General features: G+C 38.7%; 23 protein-coding genes. 8 read left to right on the top strand and 15 right to left on the bottom strand.

Features of this window, described 5'->3' with window-relative positions:
• The first annotated feature begins 1 nt into the window (after position 1).
• Complete coding sequence (locus ACTHOQ_RS07970) at positions 2-970, top strand: DMT family transporter (RefSeq protein WP_440495321.1); 969 nt, start codon at positions 2-4, stop codon at positions 968-970.
• Between the two features lie 174 nt (positions 971-1,144).
• Here the strand turns inward: ACTHOQ_RS07970 and ACTHOQ_RS07965 are convergent, their stop codons facing one another.
• From ACTHOQ_RS07965 to ACTHOQ_RS07940, 6 genes are all read right to left on the bottom strand, one after another.
• Positions 1,145-1,654, bottom strand: a complete 510-nt coding sequence (locus ACTHOQ_RS07965) for a YfiT family bacillithiol transferase (RefSeq protein ID WP_440495319.1) — start codon at positions 1,652-1,654, stop codon at positions 1,145-1,147.
• Positions 1,655-1,766: 112 nt separating this feature from the next.
• Positions 1,767-2,894, bottom strand: coding sequence for a hypothetical protein (locus ACTHOQ_RS07960; protein WP_440495318.1), 1,128 nt, complete (start codon positions 2,892-2,894; stop codon positions 1,767-1,769).
• On the bottom strand, positions 2,887-3,399 hold the full coding sequence (locus tag ACTHOQ_RS07955) for an RNA polymerase sigma factor (RefSeq protein WP_440495317.1): 513 nt from the start codon (positions 3,397-3,399) through the stop codon (positions 2,887-2,889). The genes ACTHOQ_RS07960 and ACTHOQ_RS07955 overlap by 8 nt, the downstream gene beginning before the upstream one ends.
• A gap of 127 nt (positions 3,400-3,526) precedes the next feature.
• Positions 3,527-3,982, bottom strand: a complete 456-nt coding sequence (locus tag ACTHOQ_RS07950) for an NUDIX hydrolase (RefSeq protein ID WP_440495316.1) — start codon at positions 3,980-3,982, stop codon at positions 3,527-3,529.
• A 208-nt stretch (positions 3,983-4,190) separates the two neighbouring features.
• On the bottom strand, positions 4,191-4,961 hold the full coding sequence (locus tag ACTHOQ_RS07945; RefSeq protein ID WP_440495314.1) for an SDR family oxidoreductase: 771 nt from the start codon (positions 4,959-4,961) through the stop codon (positions 4,191-4,193).
• 276 nt (positions 4,962-5,237) lie between these two features.
• Entirely contained in the window at positions 5,238-5,621 is a 384-nt protein-coding gene (locus ACTHOQ_RS07940) for a VOC family protein (RefSeq protein ID WP_440495313.1), read from the bottom strand.
• Positions 5,622-6,030: 409 nt separating this feature from the next.
• Between ACTHOQ_RS07940 and ACTHOQ_RS07935 the strand changes: the two genes are divergently transcribed.
• Positions 6,031-6,810, top strand: a complete 780-nt coding sequence (locus ACTHOQ_RS07935) for a helix-turn-helix domain-containing protein (RefSeq protein WP_440495312.1) — start codon at positions 6,031-6,033, stop codon at positions 6,808-6,810.
• A 155-nt stretch (positions 6,811-6,965) separates the two neighbouring features.
• Here ACTHOQ_RS07935 and ACTHOQ_RS07930 read toward each other — a convergent pair whose 3' ends face one another.
• From ACTHOQ_RS07930 to ACTHOQ_RS07910, 5 genes are all read right to left on the bottom strand, one after another.
• Complete coding sequence (locus ACTHOQ_RS07930; protein WP_440495311.1) at positions 6,966-7,403, bottom strand: DUF4279 domain-containing protein; 438 nt, start codon at positions 7,401-7,403, stop codon at positions 6,966-6,968.
• A 171-nt stretch (positions 7,404-7,574) separates the two neighbouring features.
• Positions 7,575-8,573 (bottom strand): NADP-dependent oxidoreductase, encoded by a 999-nt coding sequence (locus tag ACTHOQ_RS07925; RefSeq protein WP_440495310.1) that lies wholly within the window; start codon positions 8,571-8,573, stop codon positions 7,575-7,577.
• A 33-nt stretch (positions 8,574-8,606) separates the two neighbouring features.
• Complete coding sequence (locus ACTHOQ_RS07920; protein ID WP_440495309.1) at positions 8,607-8,942, bottom strand: ArsR/SmtB family transcription factor; 336 nt, start codon at positions 8,940-8,942, stop codon at positions 8,607-8,609.
• Positions 8,943-9,108: 166 nt separating this feature from the next.
• Positions 9,109-9,768 (bottom strand): hypothetical protein, encoded by a 660-nt coding sequence (locus ACTHOQ_RS07915; protein ID WP_440495308.1) that lies wholly within the window; start codon positions 9,766-9,768, stop codon positions 9,109-9,111.
• A gap of 153 nt (positions 9,769-9,921) precedes the next feature.
• Positions 9,922-11,409, bottom strand: coding sequence for an aldehyde dehydrogenase family protein (locus ACTHOQ_RS07910; RefSeq protein ID WP_440495306.1), 1,488 nt, complete (start codon positions 11,407-11,409; stop codon positions 9,922-9,924).
• Between the two features lie 257 nt (positions 11,410-11,666).
• Between ACTHOQ_RS07910 and ACTHOQ_RS07905 the strand changes: the two genes are divergently transcribed.
• Positions 11,667-12,776, top strand: a complete 1,110-nt coding sequence (locus tag ACTHOQ_RS07905; protein WP_440495305.1) for an NAD(P)-dependent alcohol dehydrogenase — start codon at positions 11,667-11,669, stop codon at positions 12,774-12,776.
• A 903-nt stretch (positions 12,777-13,679) separates the two neighbouring features.
• On the opposite strand, the gene ACTHOQ_RS07900 is transcribed toward ACTHOQ_RS07905, so the two are convergent.
• The 3 genes from ACTHOQ_RS07900 to ACTHOQ_RS07890 form a co-directional block, all read right to left on the bottom strand.
• The gene (locus tag ACTHOQ_RS07900; protein WP_440495303.1) at positions 13,680-14,225 is read right to left on the bottom strand and encodes a cysteine hydrolase family protein; all 546 of its coding nucleotides are present in this window, start codon (positions 14,223-14,225) and stop codon (positions 13,680-13,682) included.
• Positions 14,226-14,409: 184 nt separating this feature from the next.
• A complete protein-coding gene (locus ACTHOQ_RS07895) occupies positions 14,410-14,886 on the bottom strand; it encodes a GyrI-like domain-containing protein (RefSeq protein ID WP_440495301.1) in 477 nt (158 codons plus the stop codon).
• Positions 14,887-15,118: 232 nt separating this feature from the next.
• Positions 15,119-15,586, bottom strand: a complete 468-nt coding sequence (locus ACTHOQ_RS07890) for a DUF2691 family protein (RefSeq protein ID WP_440495300.1) — start codon at positions 15,584-15,586, stop codon at positions 15,119-15,121.
• A gap of 221 nt (positions 15,587-15,807) precedes the next feature.
• Here ACTHOQ_RS07890 and ACTHOQ_RS07885 point away from each other — a divergent pair, with 221 nt between their 5' ends.
• From ACTHOQ_RS07885 to ACTHOQ_RS07865, 5 genes are read left to right on the top strand one after another with little or no spacing between them, the layout of a single operon-like run.
• The gene (locus tag ACTHOQ_RS07885; protein WP_440495299.1) at positions 15,808-16,512 is read left to right on the top strand and encodes a lantibiotic protection ABC transporter ATP-binding protein; all 705 of its coding nucleotides are present in this window, start codon (positions 15,808-15,810) and stop codon (positions 16,510-16,512) included.
• Positions 16,513-16,523: 11 nt separating this feature from the next.
• Complete coding sequence (locus tag ACTHOQ_RS07880) at positions 16,524-17,285, top strand: lantibiotic immunity ABC transporter MutE/EpiE family permease subunit (RefSeq protein ID WP_440495298.1); 762 nt, start codon at positions 16,524-16,526, stop codon at positions 17,283-17,285.
• Complete coding sequence (locus ACTHOQ_RS07875; RefSeq protein ID WP_440495296.1) at positions 17,285-18,052, top strand: lantibiotic immunity ABC transporter MutG family permease subunit; 768 nt, start codon at positions 17,285-17,287, stop codon at positions 18,050-18,052. Before ACTHOQ_RS07880 ends, ACTHOQ_RS07875 begins: the two co-directional genes overlap by 1 nt.
• Before the next feature lie 24 nt (positions 18,053-18,076).
• A complete protein-coding gene (locus ACTHOQ_RS07870) occupies positions 18,077-18,745 on the top strand; it encodes a response regulator transcription factor (protein ID WP_440495294.1) in 669 nt (222 codons plus the stop codon).
• Positions 18,736-20,091 (top strand): sensor histidine kinase, encoded by a 1,356-nt coding sequence (locus ACTHOQ_RS07865; protein WP_440495293.1) that lies wholly within the window; start codon positions 18,736-18,738, stop codon positions 20,089-20,091. The genes ACTHOQ_RS07870 and ACTHOQ_RS07865 overlap by 10 nt, the downstream gene beginning before the upstream one ends.
• A gap of 154 nt (positions 20,092-20,245) precedes the next feature.
• Here the strand turns inward: ACTHOQ_RS07865 and ACTHOQ_RS07860 are convergent, their stop codons facing one another.
• Positions 20,246-20,557 (bottom strand): CvpA family protein, encoded by a 312-nt coding sequence (locus ACTHOQ_RS07860; RefSeq protein ID WP_440495291.1) that lies wholly within the window; start codon positions 20,555-20,557, stop codon positions 20,246-20,248.
• Positions 20,558-21,067: the final 510 nt, after the last annotated feature.

The raw sequence follows: 21,067 nt of genomic DNA, 5'->3' as shown, positions 1-21,067 counted from the left end.
ATTGAAAAACCCTGTATTATTAGGCTCTATTCTATGTTTTATCGCGGCAGTATCTTGGGGGGCGATGTTTCCTGTGGCGCATGCCGCTTTTATACATATAGATCCTTTCTACTTTACTATTTTCAGATATGGAGCAGTGACGATTATTTTAGCGGCTCTTCTTTTATGGAAGGAAGGCAAGCGTGCATTCCGTTTTGAAGGGAAGGGACTTCATCTTTGGTTTTTCGGAACAATGGCCTTTACCATTTATAATTTATTCATCTTCTGGGGAGAGGATCTGCTCGGTCAATCGGGTGTCATGACCGCTTCCATTATGGAATCGCTCATGCCGATGATTTCAGTTGTGATTTCGTGGATGATTTTTAAGCACCGTCCGTTTCCGTTCACATTACTATGTGTATTCATAGCGTTTATCGGTGCGGTGCTCGTTATTACTAAAGGGGATATTCAGGCTTTTCTCGGAACGACAGAGCATTTTATTCCTTCCCTGCTGATCTTTGTCGCTGTGATCGGATGGGTCATTTATACAATGGGCGCCAATGAATTCAGCCATTGGTCGGCTTTACGATATTCCACATTAAGCTGTTTGCTCGGAACAATTACGGCATTGTTCGTCACTTTAGGCGCGACAATGTTCGGATATGTATCTGTTCCGGCAGCAAATGATGTCGCAGCAGCAGGTCCGCATCTATTATTTATGATTATTTTCCCTGGTGTCATCGCTTTGCTTGGCTGGAATATTGGCGTCAGTATGCTATCACCGCTGAATGCACTGCTATTCATTAATTTCGTTCCTGTTACGACATTATTCATTTCGATTGTCCAAGGGAATGCTGTTACGGTGTTCGACTTAGCAGGAACAGTGCTAATCGTCATTTCTCTTTTATCGAACAATATATATGTGAGGATGCTGGAGAAGAAAAAGGCGGATCATTCGACGCAATCTGCTTTGCGCGAAGGAATTTCCTGAATTCTGAAGAGGCGGATTATTTTCTGTAACTGCCGCTTTGCTTGCAGTTCAAAATACATTTGCTGAATGAAAATCAAAATAAGCGTATCTATCGAATCATAGGTACGCTTAAATTTTTTCAATTGCTATTCCTGTTCACAAAAGTGATTCGTCACACTTCGGAGAATATCCGTCTCATTTTGATAATGCGTTTTTTATATGGGCCAGGTGATGCTCTTCATGCCAGGCCAGCTTCGCAACTTTTGTGGCCACTTTAATTTTGCCGTTTGTTTGATGTGTAAATACGCGCTCTAATTGCCCTTCCGTTAAACGGTGCCCTAAAGCAACGATGCGCTCATTGATGCCTTCCAGCATTTTAATCGAGCTTTCCACCGGCAGCTCTGTATCTGGCTGAATCGCCCATTTTTCTTCATCAAAGGCTGGTACTGTTGGGTTGTCATCGGTTAAAGCGAGCTTCAAACGTTGATACATATTCAGCTGTGAATCCGCAATATGATGTACAAGCTGGCGGACTGTCCACGCGCCTTCACGATACGTCTTACTTAATTCTTCTTCACTTAATGCGCCAACAGTTTCTCTTAATCGATTTGCATACGTTTCAATTTGCTTCAGCCATTGCTGCACATTTTCAAGCGTTGCATTTTCAGGAACTTGCAATTCTCCAATTGGGTATTTTACATCCATTTTCAAACCCCTCTTCCCTCGTATTGTTTGTTTCTTTCCTTATTTATTATTACATATATGGCTGTGTACGAGTATGAATTACTCCGCACAGCCAAAGTTACAGCTTTTACCTTTATTCAAATCGGATCAAATACATTGCATGGTCTGGTCCTTCACCATTCACTATGAGTGTGCCTCCTTCTGTAAAGCGAGGTTTTACGAGACGTTCCTTAATAGCTGGTAGTGAGGAAATCCGTTTTAGCGTGCCATCAATATTTTCGAATAGCTGCACGGTATTGGTATCCCCTTTTTTCACCTCAATTGCAAAATGCTCGCCATCTGTTGCATAACCATCCATTATGACAGACGCCTCGATTGCCTCGAACTGTCCATTTTCCATATTAATCGTCCCGATACTTGCCGGCTCACCCTCTCTTTCATTCCACATATAGCCATAAACTTTGCTGCCCTTTAATAATACATTCTGTACAATTGGATAAGGCAAAACATAATTTGCGATATCGTTTATTTCCTCGAAATCATGCACCGTAATGAGCGTGTTAACCCCATTCTCCAATCGCACAGTTTCGGAAATGGCAATGCGGCTGCCGTCAATTGCTGGGCGACTGTGGCTTCCCCCTTCAAATTCCCGCAGCACTTCCACTTTCCCTGTTTCCAAGTCCATCACTTTATAAGCAGTTCCTAAAAAGTTATCTCCCCTCGTTTGCCCCATAAAAATCAGCGTATTCCCCTTCACTCCAATTCCATATAAGAAATCATTTTCGTACACTTTGACTTCGTTCGTTTTTCGGTTCAATATATGGAACTTTTGTTCATTTTCAACAGGTTGTACCCAAAAAAGCCAGTTTTCTGATACCCCATAGTCATAAGCCCAGTCACTTGTTTCCATTAATAGTGATTGCTGCTTATTTGCGACATCAAATGAGTAAAATCCGTTTTCTGTTCTATAAACAAACTCATTCGTCTCATCAAGATAAATCGAATTGATTAATGCATCATAAGCCGTTTCAGGAAAAACAACTTTCTCAACCGTAAAGTTTTGCTTATTGAATAACGCTTGATATATAGAGGGTCCTGCTAACAATAGAGCGACGATTACCGTACAAGCGGCAATAAGCGCGTGTCTCCAATTGCGTTGGGATTTTGCCGGAGATTTTCGTATATTGCTACGCGTATGCTCCATAATCCGCTCTTTATTTGCCGATGTATCCCGGAGCGGTGTTAACCGATAATTAGTCATGTAAAAGCACCTCCCATTCTTCTTTTGCAAGATTTTGTTTCAGCAAATCCCTTCCGCTCTTTAACCTTGACTTCACTGTACTTTCAGGCCGTCCGATAAGCTCCGATATTTCTTTTATCGATAAATTTTCCAAATAATAGTAAACAATTGCTTCCCGTTGCTTGATCGGCAATGCCAAAATGACTTGGTCAATTATGTTCCATTCCTCCTGTTGCACTAAAAAATCTCTATGTATAATTTTTCCTTGCGGGAATAACTTTTCGCTTAACTTTATTTTGCGGTATGCCCAACTCTTCAAGTAATCTTTTGACGCATTCGCCGTTATACGTGATAAATATGCCCTTAGCTCACCCTTCTCTTCATAATGCGAACAATATAATTTCATAAATACATCCTGCACAATATCTTCTGCCGCATAGGAATCTTTCACATAATAATAAGCGATGCGGAACAGTAATTCTGTGTGCTCGTGCATCGCTTCTTCAATAAACCCGGAAGATTTCAAGTGTGTCCCCCTCCTCTTACTATATAAACGAAACCAACCATTAAAAAGACGAAAAAGCCTAGCATTTTTTGCTAAGCTTTCGAATGACTTCCAACATGCATTAAAAATTAATAGCGATACCCGCTTTTTATTGCGGTATAGACAGAGCATATTGTTGAATAAGATTTTTTATCATCGGGTTAAGCCCCTCCGGCAACTCGGATAAATTAAAGAACTTCGCTTCAATTGTTTCCTGCCCATCCACTTTAAGTTCCCCACCTTTAATATCCTTTGAAACATAGGCGATTGTAACAGGGTAGTATTGATCTCCGTTCGGCAGCTTTACAAAGTGCTGCTTTCCTGAAAATACCCCGGCCAATTCCAGCTTTCCTACTTCAATTCCTGTTTCCTCTAAAACTTCTCTTCTCCCTGCTTCTTCAGTAGACTCCCCTAATTCAACAAATCCGCCCGGGACACCCCAAACGCCGTCACTCCCTTTTTGCAACAATATTTCCCCTTTTTCGTTAAAGACAGCCACCCCAGCGCCAACAAGTATTAAAGGCTGATTTCCCACAACTTTGCGCAAATCCTCAATATATCCCATAGTTACCTCCTGATTGTATTTCCCATGCCCATTACACTAATAAACGGCTAATGGAAATTTTATATTAATCGGGTATTTTCATCTTCCTTTTGCTTTAGTATAGCTGTAAAGCATTCATCCGCTTGGCTTAATAGCTTATCACCATTGAAAGAGTATTCTTATTTGGAAACAGATTTGAAATAAGGGAGAGGGTATAACTTCCTTATTTTCAATTCATTTTACCGATTAAATATTCCTCAAACGTAATTTCCCCTGTTTTTTGGGCTGGACTTGTATTTTTTCCTTCCAGCAAAGATTTGTACAGCTTTCCAGGTAAAGAAATGCTTACAACTTTTCTTGCCTCATTATTTACTTTTATCTTCAGTTCCGCCATTTCCTTTAGCGTCATTATATCCGGACCGCCAAAATCATTCGCTCTTCCTTGAGGACCTGCTTTAATTTGTTCAATCAAATATTTGGCAAAGTCTTCAACATCTACACTTTGAAATTTAATGTGTCCCGGGATCACATATTTTTTTAAGAGAGGTTTTGATAAAAACAGATTTTCAATAAAGCTATGAAATTGAGTTGCGCGAGCGATTGTATAAGGAACAGAGCCATTTCTCAACAATTCTTCCGCTTCATATTTCAGTTTATAATATTTGAATGGAATATCCTCTATCCCTACAATTGACGGATAAATAAAATGCTTAATATGCCATGCTTTACTCAACAAATTTTCAAACCCTGTAACCTCAATATTTTTGGAATCTTTCATCGGGCTTGTTGCTGCGTGGATAATGACATCTACATCCTTTACCGCAGCTTCCAAACCTTCACCAGACAGTAAATCGCTGTAAACCCATTCAAATTCTCCAATTTCTTCGGTTTTTTTTCTTGAAGTTGTTCTAACAGTATAATCAGATGCTTTTAATTGAGTCAGCAAAGCCGAACCTAGCTTTCCTGTCGCGCCAGTCACCAATACCTTCAAGTACAACACTCCCGTTCCAGCAAAATTTTTTTATTGCATTATTCAGAGACGAAGGTCTTTATACATTAAACTACCCCTTGAGTGAAGCGGCAAAGCATAGGTAATTTTTAACTTCTCTCGCCTTGGAAATAAATTAGGCTGGCTATTGTTAGGCGAAACGATTGGAATCATGTTTTCGATAGCCGCAGTTTTGATTTTCAGCGGTGTTTTTTAGAGTCCTTAAAAACGAATGATATATGGCAGAAGCGTTTCTATTTATATAGAGACGCTCTTTCTTTGTTTTCATTACTTTATTTTAATTCCAAAAGCTATCCATCTTCCATCTATATCCTCGATTACAAATTCTTTATTATTGTAATCCGTATCGCCTAATTTGCGAACGATTTTCACATTGGAGTTGCTCAGCTCTTCATAAAGCTCCTCTTGGTTTTTTGTTATAAAATAGGCATCATACCCGTAGCCATACAATACTCTATTCGGGATTACATTTTGTCCATTTGTTTTAGTTAAGATAATTTCTGTCGTATCACGATATAAGCAAATATGTGGTTCTTTTGCATCCAAATACGATACAGCATTAAACCCCATCTTCTGTTCATAAAAATTGGCAGTCTTTACTATGTCTGATGTCGGAAATATACAATGTGATTCTAATAGAAGGTTCTTCATTTTGCTTTCTCCTCTTAAATATTCGTTCGACTTTCATTTCTATACTGTCCCCGAATACTCCTTCTTCATTAATCCGTTGCATTGAAATTTAATCCTGCCAACTTCTATTGCATCGCTAAAAGATACATTTTTACGGCACTTATATTGAATCGCCATACTATTTATTGATATTTTACCAATCCATAAAACAGCTGGATTCGTAAATATATCTCCACATCCTCCTTATCATTTTCCATTGGATGGTAGGTCTCAACAATGTAAGAATCCAAATCCCTTTATTTCCTAAAGAAAGGCTGCGTGCGTGAAATAACAATTTTCGCCTCCCGAAAATAAATTTTAAATAATTAAAAAAAGATGTCCCCTTTTACATTTATTTTTGACATATGTAATGTGAAGGGAGATGCACATTATGGTATTCGAATATTTAAAAACGTATCAGACATTTACCACAGTGGCTGAAATGGACGAAGCAGTCGCACACCATCTTGCCGAAAATAACCTGACGGAAAGTGAGCGCAATGTTATTTTGCGCATTGCCCAATCAGCGCTTGCCTATCCGGGAGCGGCGCACTTAAAGGCAAAAACGATTGCCGACAGCTTAGGAATCAGCACGAAAACGGTGTATCGCGCAGTGAAAAAAGCGGCACAGCTCGGGATTTTATGCGCTGTTGCCAGCACGAAACTAAACGGCATTAAAGGGGCGAACATCTATCAAATATTACATGTCCCATCGGAAATGTCCGAGCGGGTCCAAACGGAGGAAGCGCATGATTTAGCGGATAGCGGCGACTTTCCGGAAAAACAAACTGTTTCTTTTAATCTTTTTCAAACAAGCTCTTTAACAGAAATATATAATAATACAATTGCCCAAATGAATGAGTGGCAAAAAATATTGTATGAATTTTTAATGAGCCTGCCGCTAAAAGACGAGTTGAAAGATGGGTTGCGAGCAGCCATCTTAGCGACACCGATGCAAAACATGCGGGAGTTTACAGTCGCAAAAGATGCGATATGGAAAATTATCCATGATATTCATGATGGGAAGTTGACGATCCAAACGACATTACGGGCTGTTTATAAAGGGGCTTATGAAAAGGCTGTTGCACGCCCAGTATTGCAAGCAGCCAAAAAGAAGCCTGTCCAAAGCTCGCGTCCAGTCCCGTTTTATGATTGGCTGACAGTTCGATGAGGATGAGAGGGCATTGAAAAGCGGTACCGCATTTTCAGATAAAGCTGTCCAAACTGTTTACCCGGCATGCATTTAAAAATAATGGAATTAAATCTAATAGAGATTCATTTTATTATGAAGTTTAGCGTACATTGCCAATGCTTATCATAAGCCAATTATTCTTTGGGTTCAGTAAAAGGAAAAACATACATGTCCACATCCAAAAAAGCATTTATTTCTGCTGCAAACTTGCTGAATGGAGGATAAATCACCAATCCAGGAGTGTGGCCATCGTAAATGTGCATTACTAATTCAAGCCGGACATCTAAACTGAATTGTTCTTTCAATTGATTGATTGTATCCGTCTTTGATTGGAATACTTCTAAAAGCGGACGCAATACATCTTCTGTATCGAGTGATTCTATCGTTTCTATTTCGAAGCGCCAACAAGTATTTACCTGTATTCTCTTATTTGTTGGATGGCCAGGTTTTACCCGTTCGCCTATTTTCCAGGTTTTCGTAGGCTGGACGCCTATTTCTTGTGTGAAAATATTTAACGGAAAATCATCATTTCCGTCGAATTCAATATATGCATACAAGTATGTTTTTTCCATAGATGCCTCCTGCCATTGATTTAAATAATCGACCACCTGAAAAACGCTCAAATTTCCTCAACTCTTCAATGAAGGGGAAATATTATTTGTTTAATTCGCGTTGGGAGATACACTTTCCTGCCTCTTTTTTCAATATCCGACGCCGAAACAAGCCTTTTTCATAAATCATAACTATTTGATTTTCAATATTATTTTCCCTTTAGCCCTGCCAGATTCCGCATATTCCATAGCCTCTTGAGCATCTTCAAAAGGAAACACTTTATCAATTACAGGTTTGATTTTACCTGATTCAATATGATCGGCAATAATACGCAACTGATCTCCGCTTGGCTTCATAAACAAAAATGTATATTGAACATTATGCTTTTTTTCGAGAGCAGTAAGTTTATTGCTTGCTATAGAAAACAACAATGTTTTAAAAAATCCTGAACCATTTTCCTTGGCAAAACGAGCATTCGGCAATCCCGAAACGGAAACAATTTTCCCTCCTTCTTTAACAATATTAAATGATTTTTCCAGTATGTCGCCCCCGAGTGTATCAAATACTGCATCATAATTCTTTAATATTTCTTCAAAATTTTCTGTTTTGTAATTTATAATTTCATCCGCATCAAGGGATCTTACTAAATCTGTCCCAGCATCACTGGCAGTTGTTGCAACAGTTTCCCCCATCACTTTTGCAAGTTGAATTGCAAAAGTGCCGACACCGCCAGCCCCTGCTTGGATCAAAATCTTTTGTCCTTTTTGTAATTGTAAAATGTCTGCAAATGCTTGATACGCAGTCAACCCAACCAACGGGATTGATGCTGCTTCTTCAAAGGTTAAATTTTTAGGTTTTAAAGCGATATCATCTTCATGAACAGAGATATATTCAGCAAAAGTGCCAATTTTATTTTTGCGCGGGCGTGCATATATTTCGTCGCCCACTTTAAAACGAGTCACTTTTGCACCGACTTTTATCACTACACCCGAAAAGTCATTTCCAAGAATAAGAGGCATTTTATAATTAAGCAACAATTTCACTTTTCCATCACGTATTTTAAAATCAATAGGATTAATACTGGCCGCATGAATTTCCGCGAGTACTTCATATTCATCTATTTTAGCTGTAGGCATGTTTTCCAAACGCATTGGAACCTTCCCATATTTATCTATAACCATCGCTTTCAAAGTCTGTTCCTCTAAATGGTAGATTTTTTTAATTTAATAAAAATCCCCCATAAATTTGTCAATATCTGTGACAAGATTTTTTAGTAAACCTATTTTTGAATGGATATTAATAAAATAAAAATTCATTGTCCCTTCCTTGCGCATTAAAATTACACCAGCATCCCTGAGAATCTTAAGATGATGGGAAACAGCCGGTCTCGAAAGATGCGTTTGTTCAGTGATTTCGCCTACACGCAGCCCTGTTTGACAATCTGTTCGCATTAAAACCAATAAGATAGACTGACGGGTTTCATCACCAATCGCCTGCAATATTTTTTGAGAATTTATAAAATCTTCTTTAATATTATTGAGTTGTTCCTCTTTATTCATTAAATGAAATACCTCCAATAATCGGTCGACTTGTTTAAGTATATGAACCATATTACTGAACACAACGATATAATATTGTTATGTTCGGTGCAATATTGAGAAAGCAAATCGAGACGGATCAAATTTTTATAGCACGTTGATTAAAACATGATCCGTCACAGAAAATCTATTGCTTATTCGACTGTTCGACTGTCAATTGCAATGTTTCAAAAGGATCGGCTGTTTTTTGATCAATTGTATATACTTTATTTCCTTTCTGCCATTGGACGATCGTTTCAGGATGTTCACGGAATCCATTTATTTGTATTTTCCCGCGCTGATCCGGCGGCGGGAGAAAATGCTCCTCCAAATAGTTTACAATTGATTTCGCCATCGATTCGGCATTTTCATAATTGTCTATAGCATATACGGGATCTGTCGGAAAATTGATTTCAATCAACCAGTTTCCTTCTTTCCAGGAAATATATTGATGCCCTGCCGCACCTTCTGCAAACCCTTTGATTCCATGTCCCAAATCCAAATTCGTCTGGCCGATTTCATAATAATTTTCAATTGCATTTACGGCTTCCTTTTCATTTGAATACCGCTTTTCCTTCACTATGTCTATGTCTTGACTGAAAAAGTTGCTGTCATTGCTACTGGATGGCTTATCTTTTGGGGAATCACCGCTTGATTCATTGTTTTGAACATGTGAATTTATTGGTTCCGAGTTAGAGTGTTCAGGCTGTGCAAGGTTTTCCGATTGCGCCCGATCGCTTTCTTGACAAGCAGATAAAATCAACATCAAAGGAATTAATGCAGCAAAGTAAAATTTCTTCATGTTCATAAAATCCTCTCCTTATCAAGGATATCGTTGTCGGGTTCCAAAAACCTCGTAAAACAATATCCTAATACAACTACTATTCCCTATAATCGCAAATTGAAAAAGGAAGCCATATGCTCAATCTATGACTTCCTCTTTATTTAATATATTAATTCATTATTCGGGAATATATGGCAATTCGCCGCTCTTAGGAACAGTCAGCACATGTTGTTCTGTATAAGCAGCGAATGAGTCCGGTCCAAATTCCCGGCCGATTCCCGATTGCTTCACACCGCCAAATGGAAAACGGATATCAAATCCTTGAAGGGCAGCGGTGTTGATCATCGTGACGCCTGCCTGAATTTGGCGGGCAACCCGGATGGCATGTTCCTCCTCGCCCCAGACAGAGGAAGTAAGACCATATTCGCTTTTATTCGCCTCTTCAATCACTTGTTCTTCAGAATCATAAGGCAAAATAGGAACCGCTGAGCCAAATTGTTCTTCAACTACGATTCGGCTGTCGTAATCGGCTCCTAAGACAAGCATCGGCTGTAAAAAGTAGCCCTTGCTGAAAATTTCCTCGTCAAGAATTGTTCCAAGTTTAATGATTTCGCAGCCATGACTTTTCGCATCATCGACAAGACTTTGTACAAATTGAACTTGTTTTGAATTATTTGCCGGCCCAACAGTGACTTTAGGGTTGAACGGATCGCCCACACGAATCCATTTATTAGCTGATTCAATGTATTTTTTTACAAATTCATCATAAATGGAATGGTGTACATAGACACGTTTCGCAATCATGCAAATTTGACCGCCAGTAAGGAAATTCGCAATCACCATACGACGCATCGCTTTTTCATCATTGAGGTCAAAGTCTTCCAGAACAATTCCTGGATCATTGCCGCCTAATTCAAGGGTAATATTTTTAATAGTATCTGCCGCGGCTTTCATAATGGCTGCGCCTGTTTTAGTTCCTCCAGTGAATGCGACCTTTAATATTTTTGGGTTGGAAGTCAGTTCGCTGCCCACTTCAGAGCCCCCATGTACAATGTTAAGTACCCCTTTAGGGAATTCAGCAGCTATGATTTCGATGATTTTATGAATGGCAAATGGCGCAAAAGGAGAAGGTTTGACTACCATCGTGTTCCCGCAAAGCAATGCCGGGACGACTTTTACTAACGACAATATAATGGGGTAGTTCCATGGGGTGATTGCACCGACAACACCAATCGGGTCATGGGCGACAATCACCCTTCCGTTTTCATCCTCGAAAACCTCATCCTTTATTTTTTCTTTGACGATGCCGCTCTGGTAATCCATCCAAATCGTTGAAATGGTAATTTCGCCTTTTGCATCATACAAAGGCTTTCCATGCTCACGGGCTAAAAGAATACTGAGTTCATCGATTTTAGCCTTGATTTTTTCGGAAGCTGAATTCATCTTGCTGATTCTTTCATCAACAGGGGTTTTGGACCAAGTTTTGAATGCCTCCGAAGCAGCATCAATTGCCTTTTTTGTTTCATCGAGTGTATTGTCCGGGAAATATCCTACAATCTCATCTGGATTTGCTGGATTTTCGCGCGGGGTATGGCTCTTTGACTCGATATTTTGACCATTAATATAAGCATTTACCGTAATGGGCGAATTGTTGTTTGCGGTCATTGAATTTTTCCCTCACTTCACTTTAGGTTTTTAAGTTCCTGGAAAAGCAGTCGCATGTTTTAATTTTGACGTCATGCTTGCCCATACTTTTTAGCATTTCCCTTATTGGAAAACCTATTCGATAAAGAATTGAAGGAAAATTAATTAATTCAGCGGAATATCAAATAGAGGAATATTTACTCGCTAAAAGTTTAAAAATACATGTGTATGGCGATTATTTAATACGTAGTACAAATAAACAAAAATGGGGTATTTAAATGAAGATTAATGCGATGGTAACAACTCCCGAAAAGGATTTTCAAAAGCAGACTTTGAATTTAGCCGAACCAAAAGCTGGCGAAGTATTGGTCCGTCTTGTTGCTACCGGTGTATGCCATACAGACGCAACCGTTCTTGATAAAACCATTCCGGTGCCATATCCGGTCGTGCTCGGTCATGAAGGCTCCGGAATTGTTGAAAAAGTCGGGGAAAATGTCTCAACGGTTAAACAAGGCGATCACGTAGTATTAGGCTTTGCTTACTGCAATACTTGCGACAACTGTTTGGAAGGCAATGCGGGCGGATGCGAAAACATGATCCCGCTTAACTTCGGCGGCAAAAACCAATCCGGTGTCACACCACTCACTACTGAGGATAATCAAGATGTATCGCTCTTCTTTGGTCAATCTTCCTTCGCCACATACACTACAGTAGCTGAAAATAATGTCGTGAAAGTAGACAAAGATGTTGATTTGCGCTATTTAGGACCATTCGGCTGTGGTATTATGACCGGCAGCGGTACAGTATTGAATTCCATCAAACCTGAACCAGGGAATGGTCTTGTTGTTTTCGGTACAGGCGCTGTAGGGTTAAGCGGTATGCTGGCCGCAAAAATCGCCGGCTGTTATCCAATTATCGCAGTGGATATTCACGACAGCCGTCTGGAGCTTGCAAAAGAGCTTGGCGCAACACATACGATCAACTCCAAAAATGAAAATCCAGTCGAAAGAATCAAGGAAATCACAGGAAAAGGCGCCCACTACTCGTTCGAAACGACAGGTGTTCCGGAAGTTACATTGGCTGCACTGCGCTGTTTACGCGTCAAAGGCACATGTGCAACAGTGGCAGTCGGCAAACGTGACTTAACGTTCAACGTATTCAATGACATTGTGGCGAATGCATTAACATTGCAAGGTGTTATCGAAGGCGATGCAGTACCGCAATTAATCATCCCTAAACTTGTGACATTCTATAAAAACGGTCAATTCCCGATCGAGAAATTAGTGAAGTTTTACGAGCTCGAAGATGTAGCACAGGCGTTTACCGATTCAGCAAACGGATCTGCAATCAAGCCTATTTTAATCATCGACAAAGAGTACAAGGCATAGAAAAGACGGGGGAGATAACCTTCTCCCCATTTAAAGTAAGCAACTTCCTCAGCTGAATTTTATTAAGGCCTAGTTTAGTTACGATAAATAGTTATGTATATATAATTGGGTGAAAATGAAAAGTTATATCCAATCCTAAATGATTGATTGTGCTGCTGAATTTGAGGCGGGAGATAATGCTGGATTTGAGGATTAGAAGTGAAAGTGAGGATTATTTGGTTTCAATTGAGGATGATATGATACGAAAGAGGATTAAGAAAAAGCGATTGACGATTATCCTGCGAAGAGCGAGGATTGTATTTTTTCAAGCCAGCCGACGGAACGCTTTATACATGAAAGTGAGCATAATATGAATGAAGATATCCCCCTTTCTTCCATGCCTATGCCCACTACAAAAATTGACCCCAGCCTAAATAGGATTTAAAGGAATTTCGCATAAAAGTTTGCACTCGACCGATGAATAGACGGAGAAATTCCGCCTAATGAGAAAATTACATATAAATCAGCCTAATTAGACGGAAAAATTCCGCTTATTGATCCGAAAAACGCAAAAATGGAGAATTTTCCTTCACATAACCGGAAAAATTCCCCTTATTTCCCCCAAAAAAGACCCCGCTCCGTAAATAACCGGAAAATCTCCGCTTATTACTTTCTCTCATTGTTTATTTAAGGGCCGGAATTCCCGTTAAAAAAAATGTAAAGTTTAGCCGATGCTAGAGTACTATTATAAAAAGACAGCAAAAAGCAAAACCTTTTCCATCACTAATAAATCCTCAATACATATGGTCCGCCCCCACTTTCAAAAGACCGATGACTTCAAAATTCCCGAGAAAAATAATGAAGCTAAAAATCCGCATTGTTACAAAATGGCCAAATCAAACCGGTTTATCTCGCTAATCGCTTCTATTTTTTCATTCCATCTCCAGCATATTCCTCAATATATTCCTCGTAATCCAGCACCTCGATGACATTCGACCAGTTAAGCACTGTACCCACAAAATCACGAATATCCAACCCCGGAAATTCATACACACTATCATCGTTAACCGTTGCTGTAGCATCTTCAATAAACGTAACTTCATATCCTCTGTCGTATGCAGCAATAGCCGTAAATTGAGGACAGTATTCTGTATTGAAGCCAGTTATAAAAATATGAGTAACACCAATAGATTGTAATAGTTCGTCCAAATTTGTCTTGAAAAATGCACTCGGGGTACTTTTCTCGATAACATGATCAGCATAACCTTTCAAATCTGAATCAAGCTTGCTCCCCTCAGTTCCAATAGCTATAGCGCTTTCCTCATTCTCTTCCATATGACGCATAAAAATGACTGGCTGTTCATTGCGCTTAAAATCCTTGATAAGATTTTGGACATTTTCTTTTTCTTGACTGAAATCCCCCATTTGAAGAAATCCATTTTGGAAATCAATAACTAATAAAGCTTTCACACTACCACCCCATCAACATATAATCACTTTCATTGTCTACCAGGTTATTAAGCCGAAATTACCATCGGAACTCGCCTCCAGCTATCAATTTAAACACAAATTCAAACCGGCATTGGATATTACTAAATTACTCCTTATGCCATCTCCAAATTTACCATAATATTACCAACCAAAGAATGCTTCTCTATTCAATCGTATCCAATAAATCGACTTCCACTTTTTCAGTATCCTTCCACTCGTAAAATCTTTCTAAATGCCATTTATTTTTCAGCCTGACATAATCGTTGTCTTCAATCCAATTATGCAAGTCATTATACGCATCCACTATTTTGCTGTTTGGACCTGTATGTTTCAGAACAGCATATCTTTGTGGCGGTATAGTCAAGATCACCATATCGTTCGGAATATTCTCATATTCTTTTACTTCAACACCGATCCAGTAGCCATCCTCGTCAGGCGTTTGATTTTCTACAACAAATGCGCCAATTTGTATATTCGGATTAACTGCCTGTTTAATTTCACTTATGCGCTCGGTTAGCATTAGCGATGCTTTAGGTATTTCAACTAAATATTGATTGCCCGGGCACAGAACACGAAAACCAACCAGTTTCAATTCACCAAGCTCTTTAATCGTCTTATTCCGGATTATTATATCCGCCATTTTCCTTCCCCCTTTCGAATAGTTACAATTTCTATATAGCGAAGTCAAATACCTTTCATTTAAATAAAGCATCCCCGCCAGTCGGCATTTCGCACAAAATAAAAGGAATCCATTTCGAAAAAGATCGGTCAACATGGATTCCTATTTTGCATTTTATTTTTGCCTTCATAAAAACTCTTTAAGTATTTTCTATTTATGTCGCTCTGCAATCACGCTTTACCGTGAAATAGAATTAAAACGCTGTTAAACTTGTACGTGCATCATTTTCATCTGTTAAGTAATCTATATTTTCGAATCCGCATTTTAACGCATTTTTATATAAATACTCGATTGCACTTTGATCCTTGCAATAAATTGTTGTGTAACTGCTATCTACAACCAAAAAAACCAATTCACAATTACTTATCAGGAAATCCTCATATGTCTCAATATGCGAGAATTCTTTACCTTTTGGGTATGCTTTTAAATCGGCGAATATAATGTAATACTCATTGTTTTCTAATAGATTTTTTAGTGCTGCTCCCTCAATGACTTCCTTATCAAACGTGAAAAGGTCTTCAGCTAATTGATTATTTACTACTTTATACGACTCGCCGCCACCAATACACCAGTTAAAAGCAGAAATGTCTATTGGCTTTAGCAATTTTCCAAGCAACTTCCCATATTTATTTGGCATTTCGAAGGTCAAACCTCTCTTCATCAATTTCACCTCCTTAAGATGAATGGATATATCCTATTTCAGTGCCTTGTTTTTATTTCTTTTTAAAAAAAGCGCAATTTTGCCCGTCTTTGGACAAATAATAGAGCAGGTTTTAATTGATCACTCATCTTTTTATTTTTGCGTATTTTCAATAATTTTGAGAGAATCTTGATTTTTTGTTGCTAAACTCCATTTATTAAGATGAAAAGGAGTCATCAAATATGAATGATGAATATATTTTGCAAACGAAACAGTTAACAAAGAAATACAGAAGATCCACTATTATAAATGCTGCCTCAATCAATGTAAGGAAGAACACCGTTTATGGTCTTTTAGGGCCAAATGGGGCTGGAAAATCCACTATGCTTAAAATTATATCCGGTCTGCTGAAGTCAACATCCGGAGAAGTAATTTTCAACGGAAATCAGTGGGCTCGAAAGGATTTAGCACATATTGGTTCTTTAATCGAGAACGCTCCACTATATGGTAATTTAACAGCAAAGGAAAATCTAGAAGTCATCAATACAATTCTCGGGTTGCCAAAAGAGCGCATCCAGGAGGTCCTTCAAATTGTCGGCTTGACAAATACGGGAAGTAAAAGGGTAATGAACTTTTCAATGGGGATGAAACAGCGTCTTGGCATTGCCCTTGCTATCCTGAACCGCCCAAAGCTATTAATTCTAGATGAGCCCACTAATGGGTTGGATCCTATTGGAATACAAGAATTAAGGGAATTGATTGCTTCTTTTCCGCAGCAGGGCATGACAGTCCTTTTATCGAGCCACTTGTTATCGGAAGTTGAACATATAGCTGACGATATCGGGATTATAAGTGACGGGATACTTGGTTATGAAGGGAAATATCACTCTAACGAAAATTTGGAGACGCTTTTCACCGATGTTGTCCGAAAGAATAGAGCCCAATAGGAGGTGACCGCATGTATTTATACTTGAAATCAGAAATCATCAAAATAAGAAGAACAAAAATAGGAAAGATGCTATTGATCATTCCATTCATATGCGCCTTTCTTGCACTTGGCTTTAACTTTCTGAGCGGTGATCCACAGGTTATAAGTCTCAGTCCAGAAACTATCATCAACCATTGGGGGATATTGTGGCTTTCTGTATTGATTGCTCTTATGGCAGGGCTCCTGAATAATCTGGAAAAAAAATCAACCAATTTCAAAACGATCATCGGCTTACCGATCAACCTTCAAAAAAAGGAATTGAGCAGAGTTTTATTAGTAATCGGCTTTGTTGCGCTAGGTTCTCTTTTATTAATTGTTGCTATAAGTGTGGCTAGTTTGCTGATCGGCACAAATCCATATTTGGCTTCCGTCTCCTTTTGTATTTTGACAGTTGTCTTAATGTTTGTTGTTTCGCTTTGGCAAGTCCCATTTTGTTTATGGCTTTCAAGAAAAACGAATTTCTTCATCACTTTATTATTAAACAGCATGCTTAACCTGAATTTAGGTACACTTTTTGCTCCTACGGAAGATTGGTGGCTCATTCCTTATAGCTGGCATTTAAGAGTGCAAATGCCTTTAACCAAACTGCACTCCAATGGAATACCTTTGCCACAAGACGATGAACTTCTTAGTTACTCGGTCATTCCGATTGCCTTTATATTAAGCGTTCTGTTTTTCAGTGTGCTTACTATAATGGTGGTTAGGTCGTTTAATAAAATAGAGGTGAAATAATGCTGCAGTTTTATCGGTGTTTGCTTAGCGAGTTTAAAAAGAGAAAGCGAAGTTTATTCCTGTTATTGCACTTAAGCATCCCCTTAATTTTACCTTGTACTTTCGTGATGTACTTGCTGTCCAGAAATAATTCGATCAGTTCAGAAGCAAGCTACATCATTTTCTTTGAATTAATTGGAGTCGGTACACCGGTCATTACTTCCATTATTTGTGGAATTGTGGCCGATTCTGAAAATGAGGCAGGCCATTTTCAAAATATGATCGGGATAATTCAAAGCAAAACTATGCCATTCATAAGCCAAACAACAATGATGATTTTTTCTTATAGTGCTGCATTATTTTCAATGATATTAATCTATTCCTTGGCACTGAAGTTTTTAATTGGCGAGAATGAAGTTCATTTTACCCTCTATTTTTTAACAGGTATAATTTTCATAGTGGCTTCGATATTTCAATATTTCTTCTATCAAGTTATTGGTTATAAATATGGAATTGGTGTTTGCAGCATATTCGGATTCGGAGGATTGGTCATCGCTGCACTTTCCTTGACTTCAATTGGAGATAAAATATGGGGGTTCCTGCCCTGGGCATGGGCAAATCGATTCAGCGAACATTTGGCTCATTACTGGAAAATGCCTGATATAATGTTATTCAACAACCCCATGCTGGCAACTGGATTCCGCTTCTTCTTAATTTCTACAACAGGTATGATAGTATTAAGTAGCATTTGGATCAACAATTGGAGCGGAAGGAAAACAACCGATTAAATATAATTAAAGGATGATCGAAACATGGCAAATATATTGGCGATTGATGACGATGAGGCGATCTTAAGACTTATCAGGAAAATGCTGCAGATGAATAATCACGATGTTACCACTCTTTCAAGTATAAAGGATATTACAATAGAGGAAATTAACAAGTATAATCTGATTTTACTCGATGTCATGATGCCTGAAGAGGATGGCTTTAAAATTTGTGAGAAAATCAGACCTTCAATCGATGTACCGATCATCTTCATGACGGCCAAAAGCGATGAAATTTCCATTATTAAAGGCTTATCTGCTGGCGGCGATGATTATATCGTAAAGCCGTTTAGTATACATGAGGCGAATGCGCGAATCGAGGCCCATTTAAGACGGGAATCACGGCCAAAAAGAGGAACCAAAAGTGTGTTCATCGATGGTGATATCCTTATTGACTTGAATGCGAAAAAAGTGATTATCCAAGGGAAGGAAGTAAGCTTCACTAAGACCCAATACAGGATATGTGAACTGCTTGCTTTACATAAAGGGAAGATTTTCTCTAAAGAAGATATTTATGAATCCGTCTACCCGATAGAAAGTGATTCCCAAATTTCGACTATCGTTGAACATATTAGTGTCATAAGGAAAAAGTATGCCCAATTTAACTTGGCCCCCATCAATACAGTTTGGGGTGTAGGATATATATGGGAATAAACAATACATTTTCGGCTTATTTTGTTAAATCGATTGTAAAATTAGGCTTTGCAGGTTTGCTTGCAATTATGGTCAACATCGGGTTTGCAGTATGGGGGATTAATCACAACCTTTTGCTTCCGGCAAACGAGCCGATAAAAAAGGCTGAAAAAATCCAAAGTGAAGTTGTAAATGCGGAGTATATCGATTCCAGCATCATCCCTCCTGAACTGGATTACGCCATTTTCAATAAAAAAACAAGTGAAATGATAAAGAGTAATTTGAGCGAAAGGAACAAAGAAAAAGCAAAAGAAGCCTTTCAGAAACCTGGCAAGGGCAAAATGGATTCATTTATAAAGTATGACAGTGAAAATGAAACGATTTTGATCTATTATAACTTGAAAATCCAGTTCGCGAACGGGGAATTAAGAAAGGCCTTTCCTAACCCCGGTGTATGGCTAACGATCCTTTCCATTCTAATTTACAGCATTTATTTAGTATGGAGTATTAGGGGCTTCTCGAAAACCATTATTGAAGAAAACGAAAAGCTCATTAAAGTGGCTCGAAAAATAGAAGAAAAAGATTTAACTATCGAGTTTCCGCAAATCCGGTTCAATGAGTATAAAGATGCAATGGGCGCGATGGAAAGTTTATCGGAAGCACTGGCTAAATCCATTCAGAAGGAAATTGAGGTTAATAACTCAAAGACCGAACAAATCAGTTATTTAATACATGATATAAAGATTCCACTTACCGTGATAAAAGGGAATATAGAACTGCTGGAAGTAATGGCAGCCGATGACATGAAGGAAAACTTCAGTGACATTATGAATTCCATATATCAGGTGGAACGATATATTCAGGAAGTTATCGATATCAATTTAAACAACAAGCGAATGAACACGAAAAAGGAAGAAGTGGCTGTCAATGATTTTTTGCAGCAGCTGGAAGCCGAAATAAGCAGTCTTAGCAATAATATAATCGTCGGGAACTTCACAGACAACGGAACTACCTTATTTATAGATACAATTCTGCTCACTCGTGCGATCAACAATATCATACTGAACGGAATTGAAAGAACACCAAAGGATGAAAAAGTACAATTGCTTGTTAAGGAAGATAAAGATTTTATTCAATTCATTGTCATTGATCAGGGACCCGGTTTTTCAGAGGAAGCCCTAAAAAAGGGAACTGAACTTTTCTATACCGAAAACTATGGACGGACGAACAACAGCCATTATGGATTGGGGTTAACGTTCACTGAAAAAGTAATCCAGCAGCATAATGGAAAGATGAAACTTAGCAATAATGCGGGTCACTCCGGGGAAGTGCTAGTGGAATTGCCGAGACTGGGACGGTATTCATAAAAAGGCTGCTAAATCACTTGTATAAATACGAAGACAGCACACATGATTAATTTTCCTGAGCTTGTACAATACGATACTCGACAATCTGGTCCGGCTGCTGAAAAGGTATATTTACTTTTCAAGAATTGCACCAGATTGTTGAATACATCTCTTTTCATTTATCTTTCGGAAGAATCCCATTCGTAACCTTTTGTAGCATTTTGTTCAATATGCTTACGCAAAAATATAGAACAAAACAGACGACTGCAAAAGAAATTATGTACTTAAGGACTGAATTTGAAAATTGCCCTGCAATCCAATTCCCACCATAGTATACAAAAATAAAGGCCGCAATAATTGCAATAAGATAGGAGATCCCAACGCCTAAAACTTGAATCTTCGTTAGTTTTTTCAAGGTTCCCCTGTTTCTGAAAATATTATTAGCGATCAACAAAAAGGATAAAGCTATCATTAAAATGTCTTTCATATAAACCCTCCCAGCAACTTTACTATAACATAAATTCCCCCTCCGGATTTATATAAGCCAAAGGGGGAATCAAGCAGTACGGCGGAATTGTTTTATACACCGCACTGCCCTGTCTTAATGAATACAGACGATTTGCATTAATTAAATGCCGTTAGCTCTTCTGTTGCTGAACTTAAAAATTCCTTTTCAAATTTAATATAGTAGGCATCATCTATTCTCGTATTCATTATTCCATCAATCAATGATACTGATTGGACTGCCCCCTCTGTTAGGATAGATGTCGTACCGAGCTAACGTGATATGATTAAGTAAAATACACGGAGGTCGAGACGAATGGAACGAAAAAGAAATCGCGTACGCTACACAGCTGCGCAGAAACAAGCGGTTGTGGAGCGCATGATGCCGCCGCAAAATGAAGCAGTACCAAATCTGAGTAACCCCCTCTGTTAGGATAGATGTCGTACCGAGCTAACGTGATATGATTAAGTAAAATACACGGAGGTCGAGACG

Origin of the sequence: Solibacillus silvestris (genome assembly GCF_051967575.1) — a bacterium.
In the GTDB taxonomy this organism is placed as follows: Bacteria; Bacillota; Bacilli; order Bacillales_A; family Planococcaceae; genus Solibacillus; species Solibacillus silvestris_B.
This window is presented reverse-complemented; position numbering and strand designations above follow the sequence as displayed.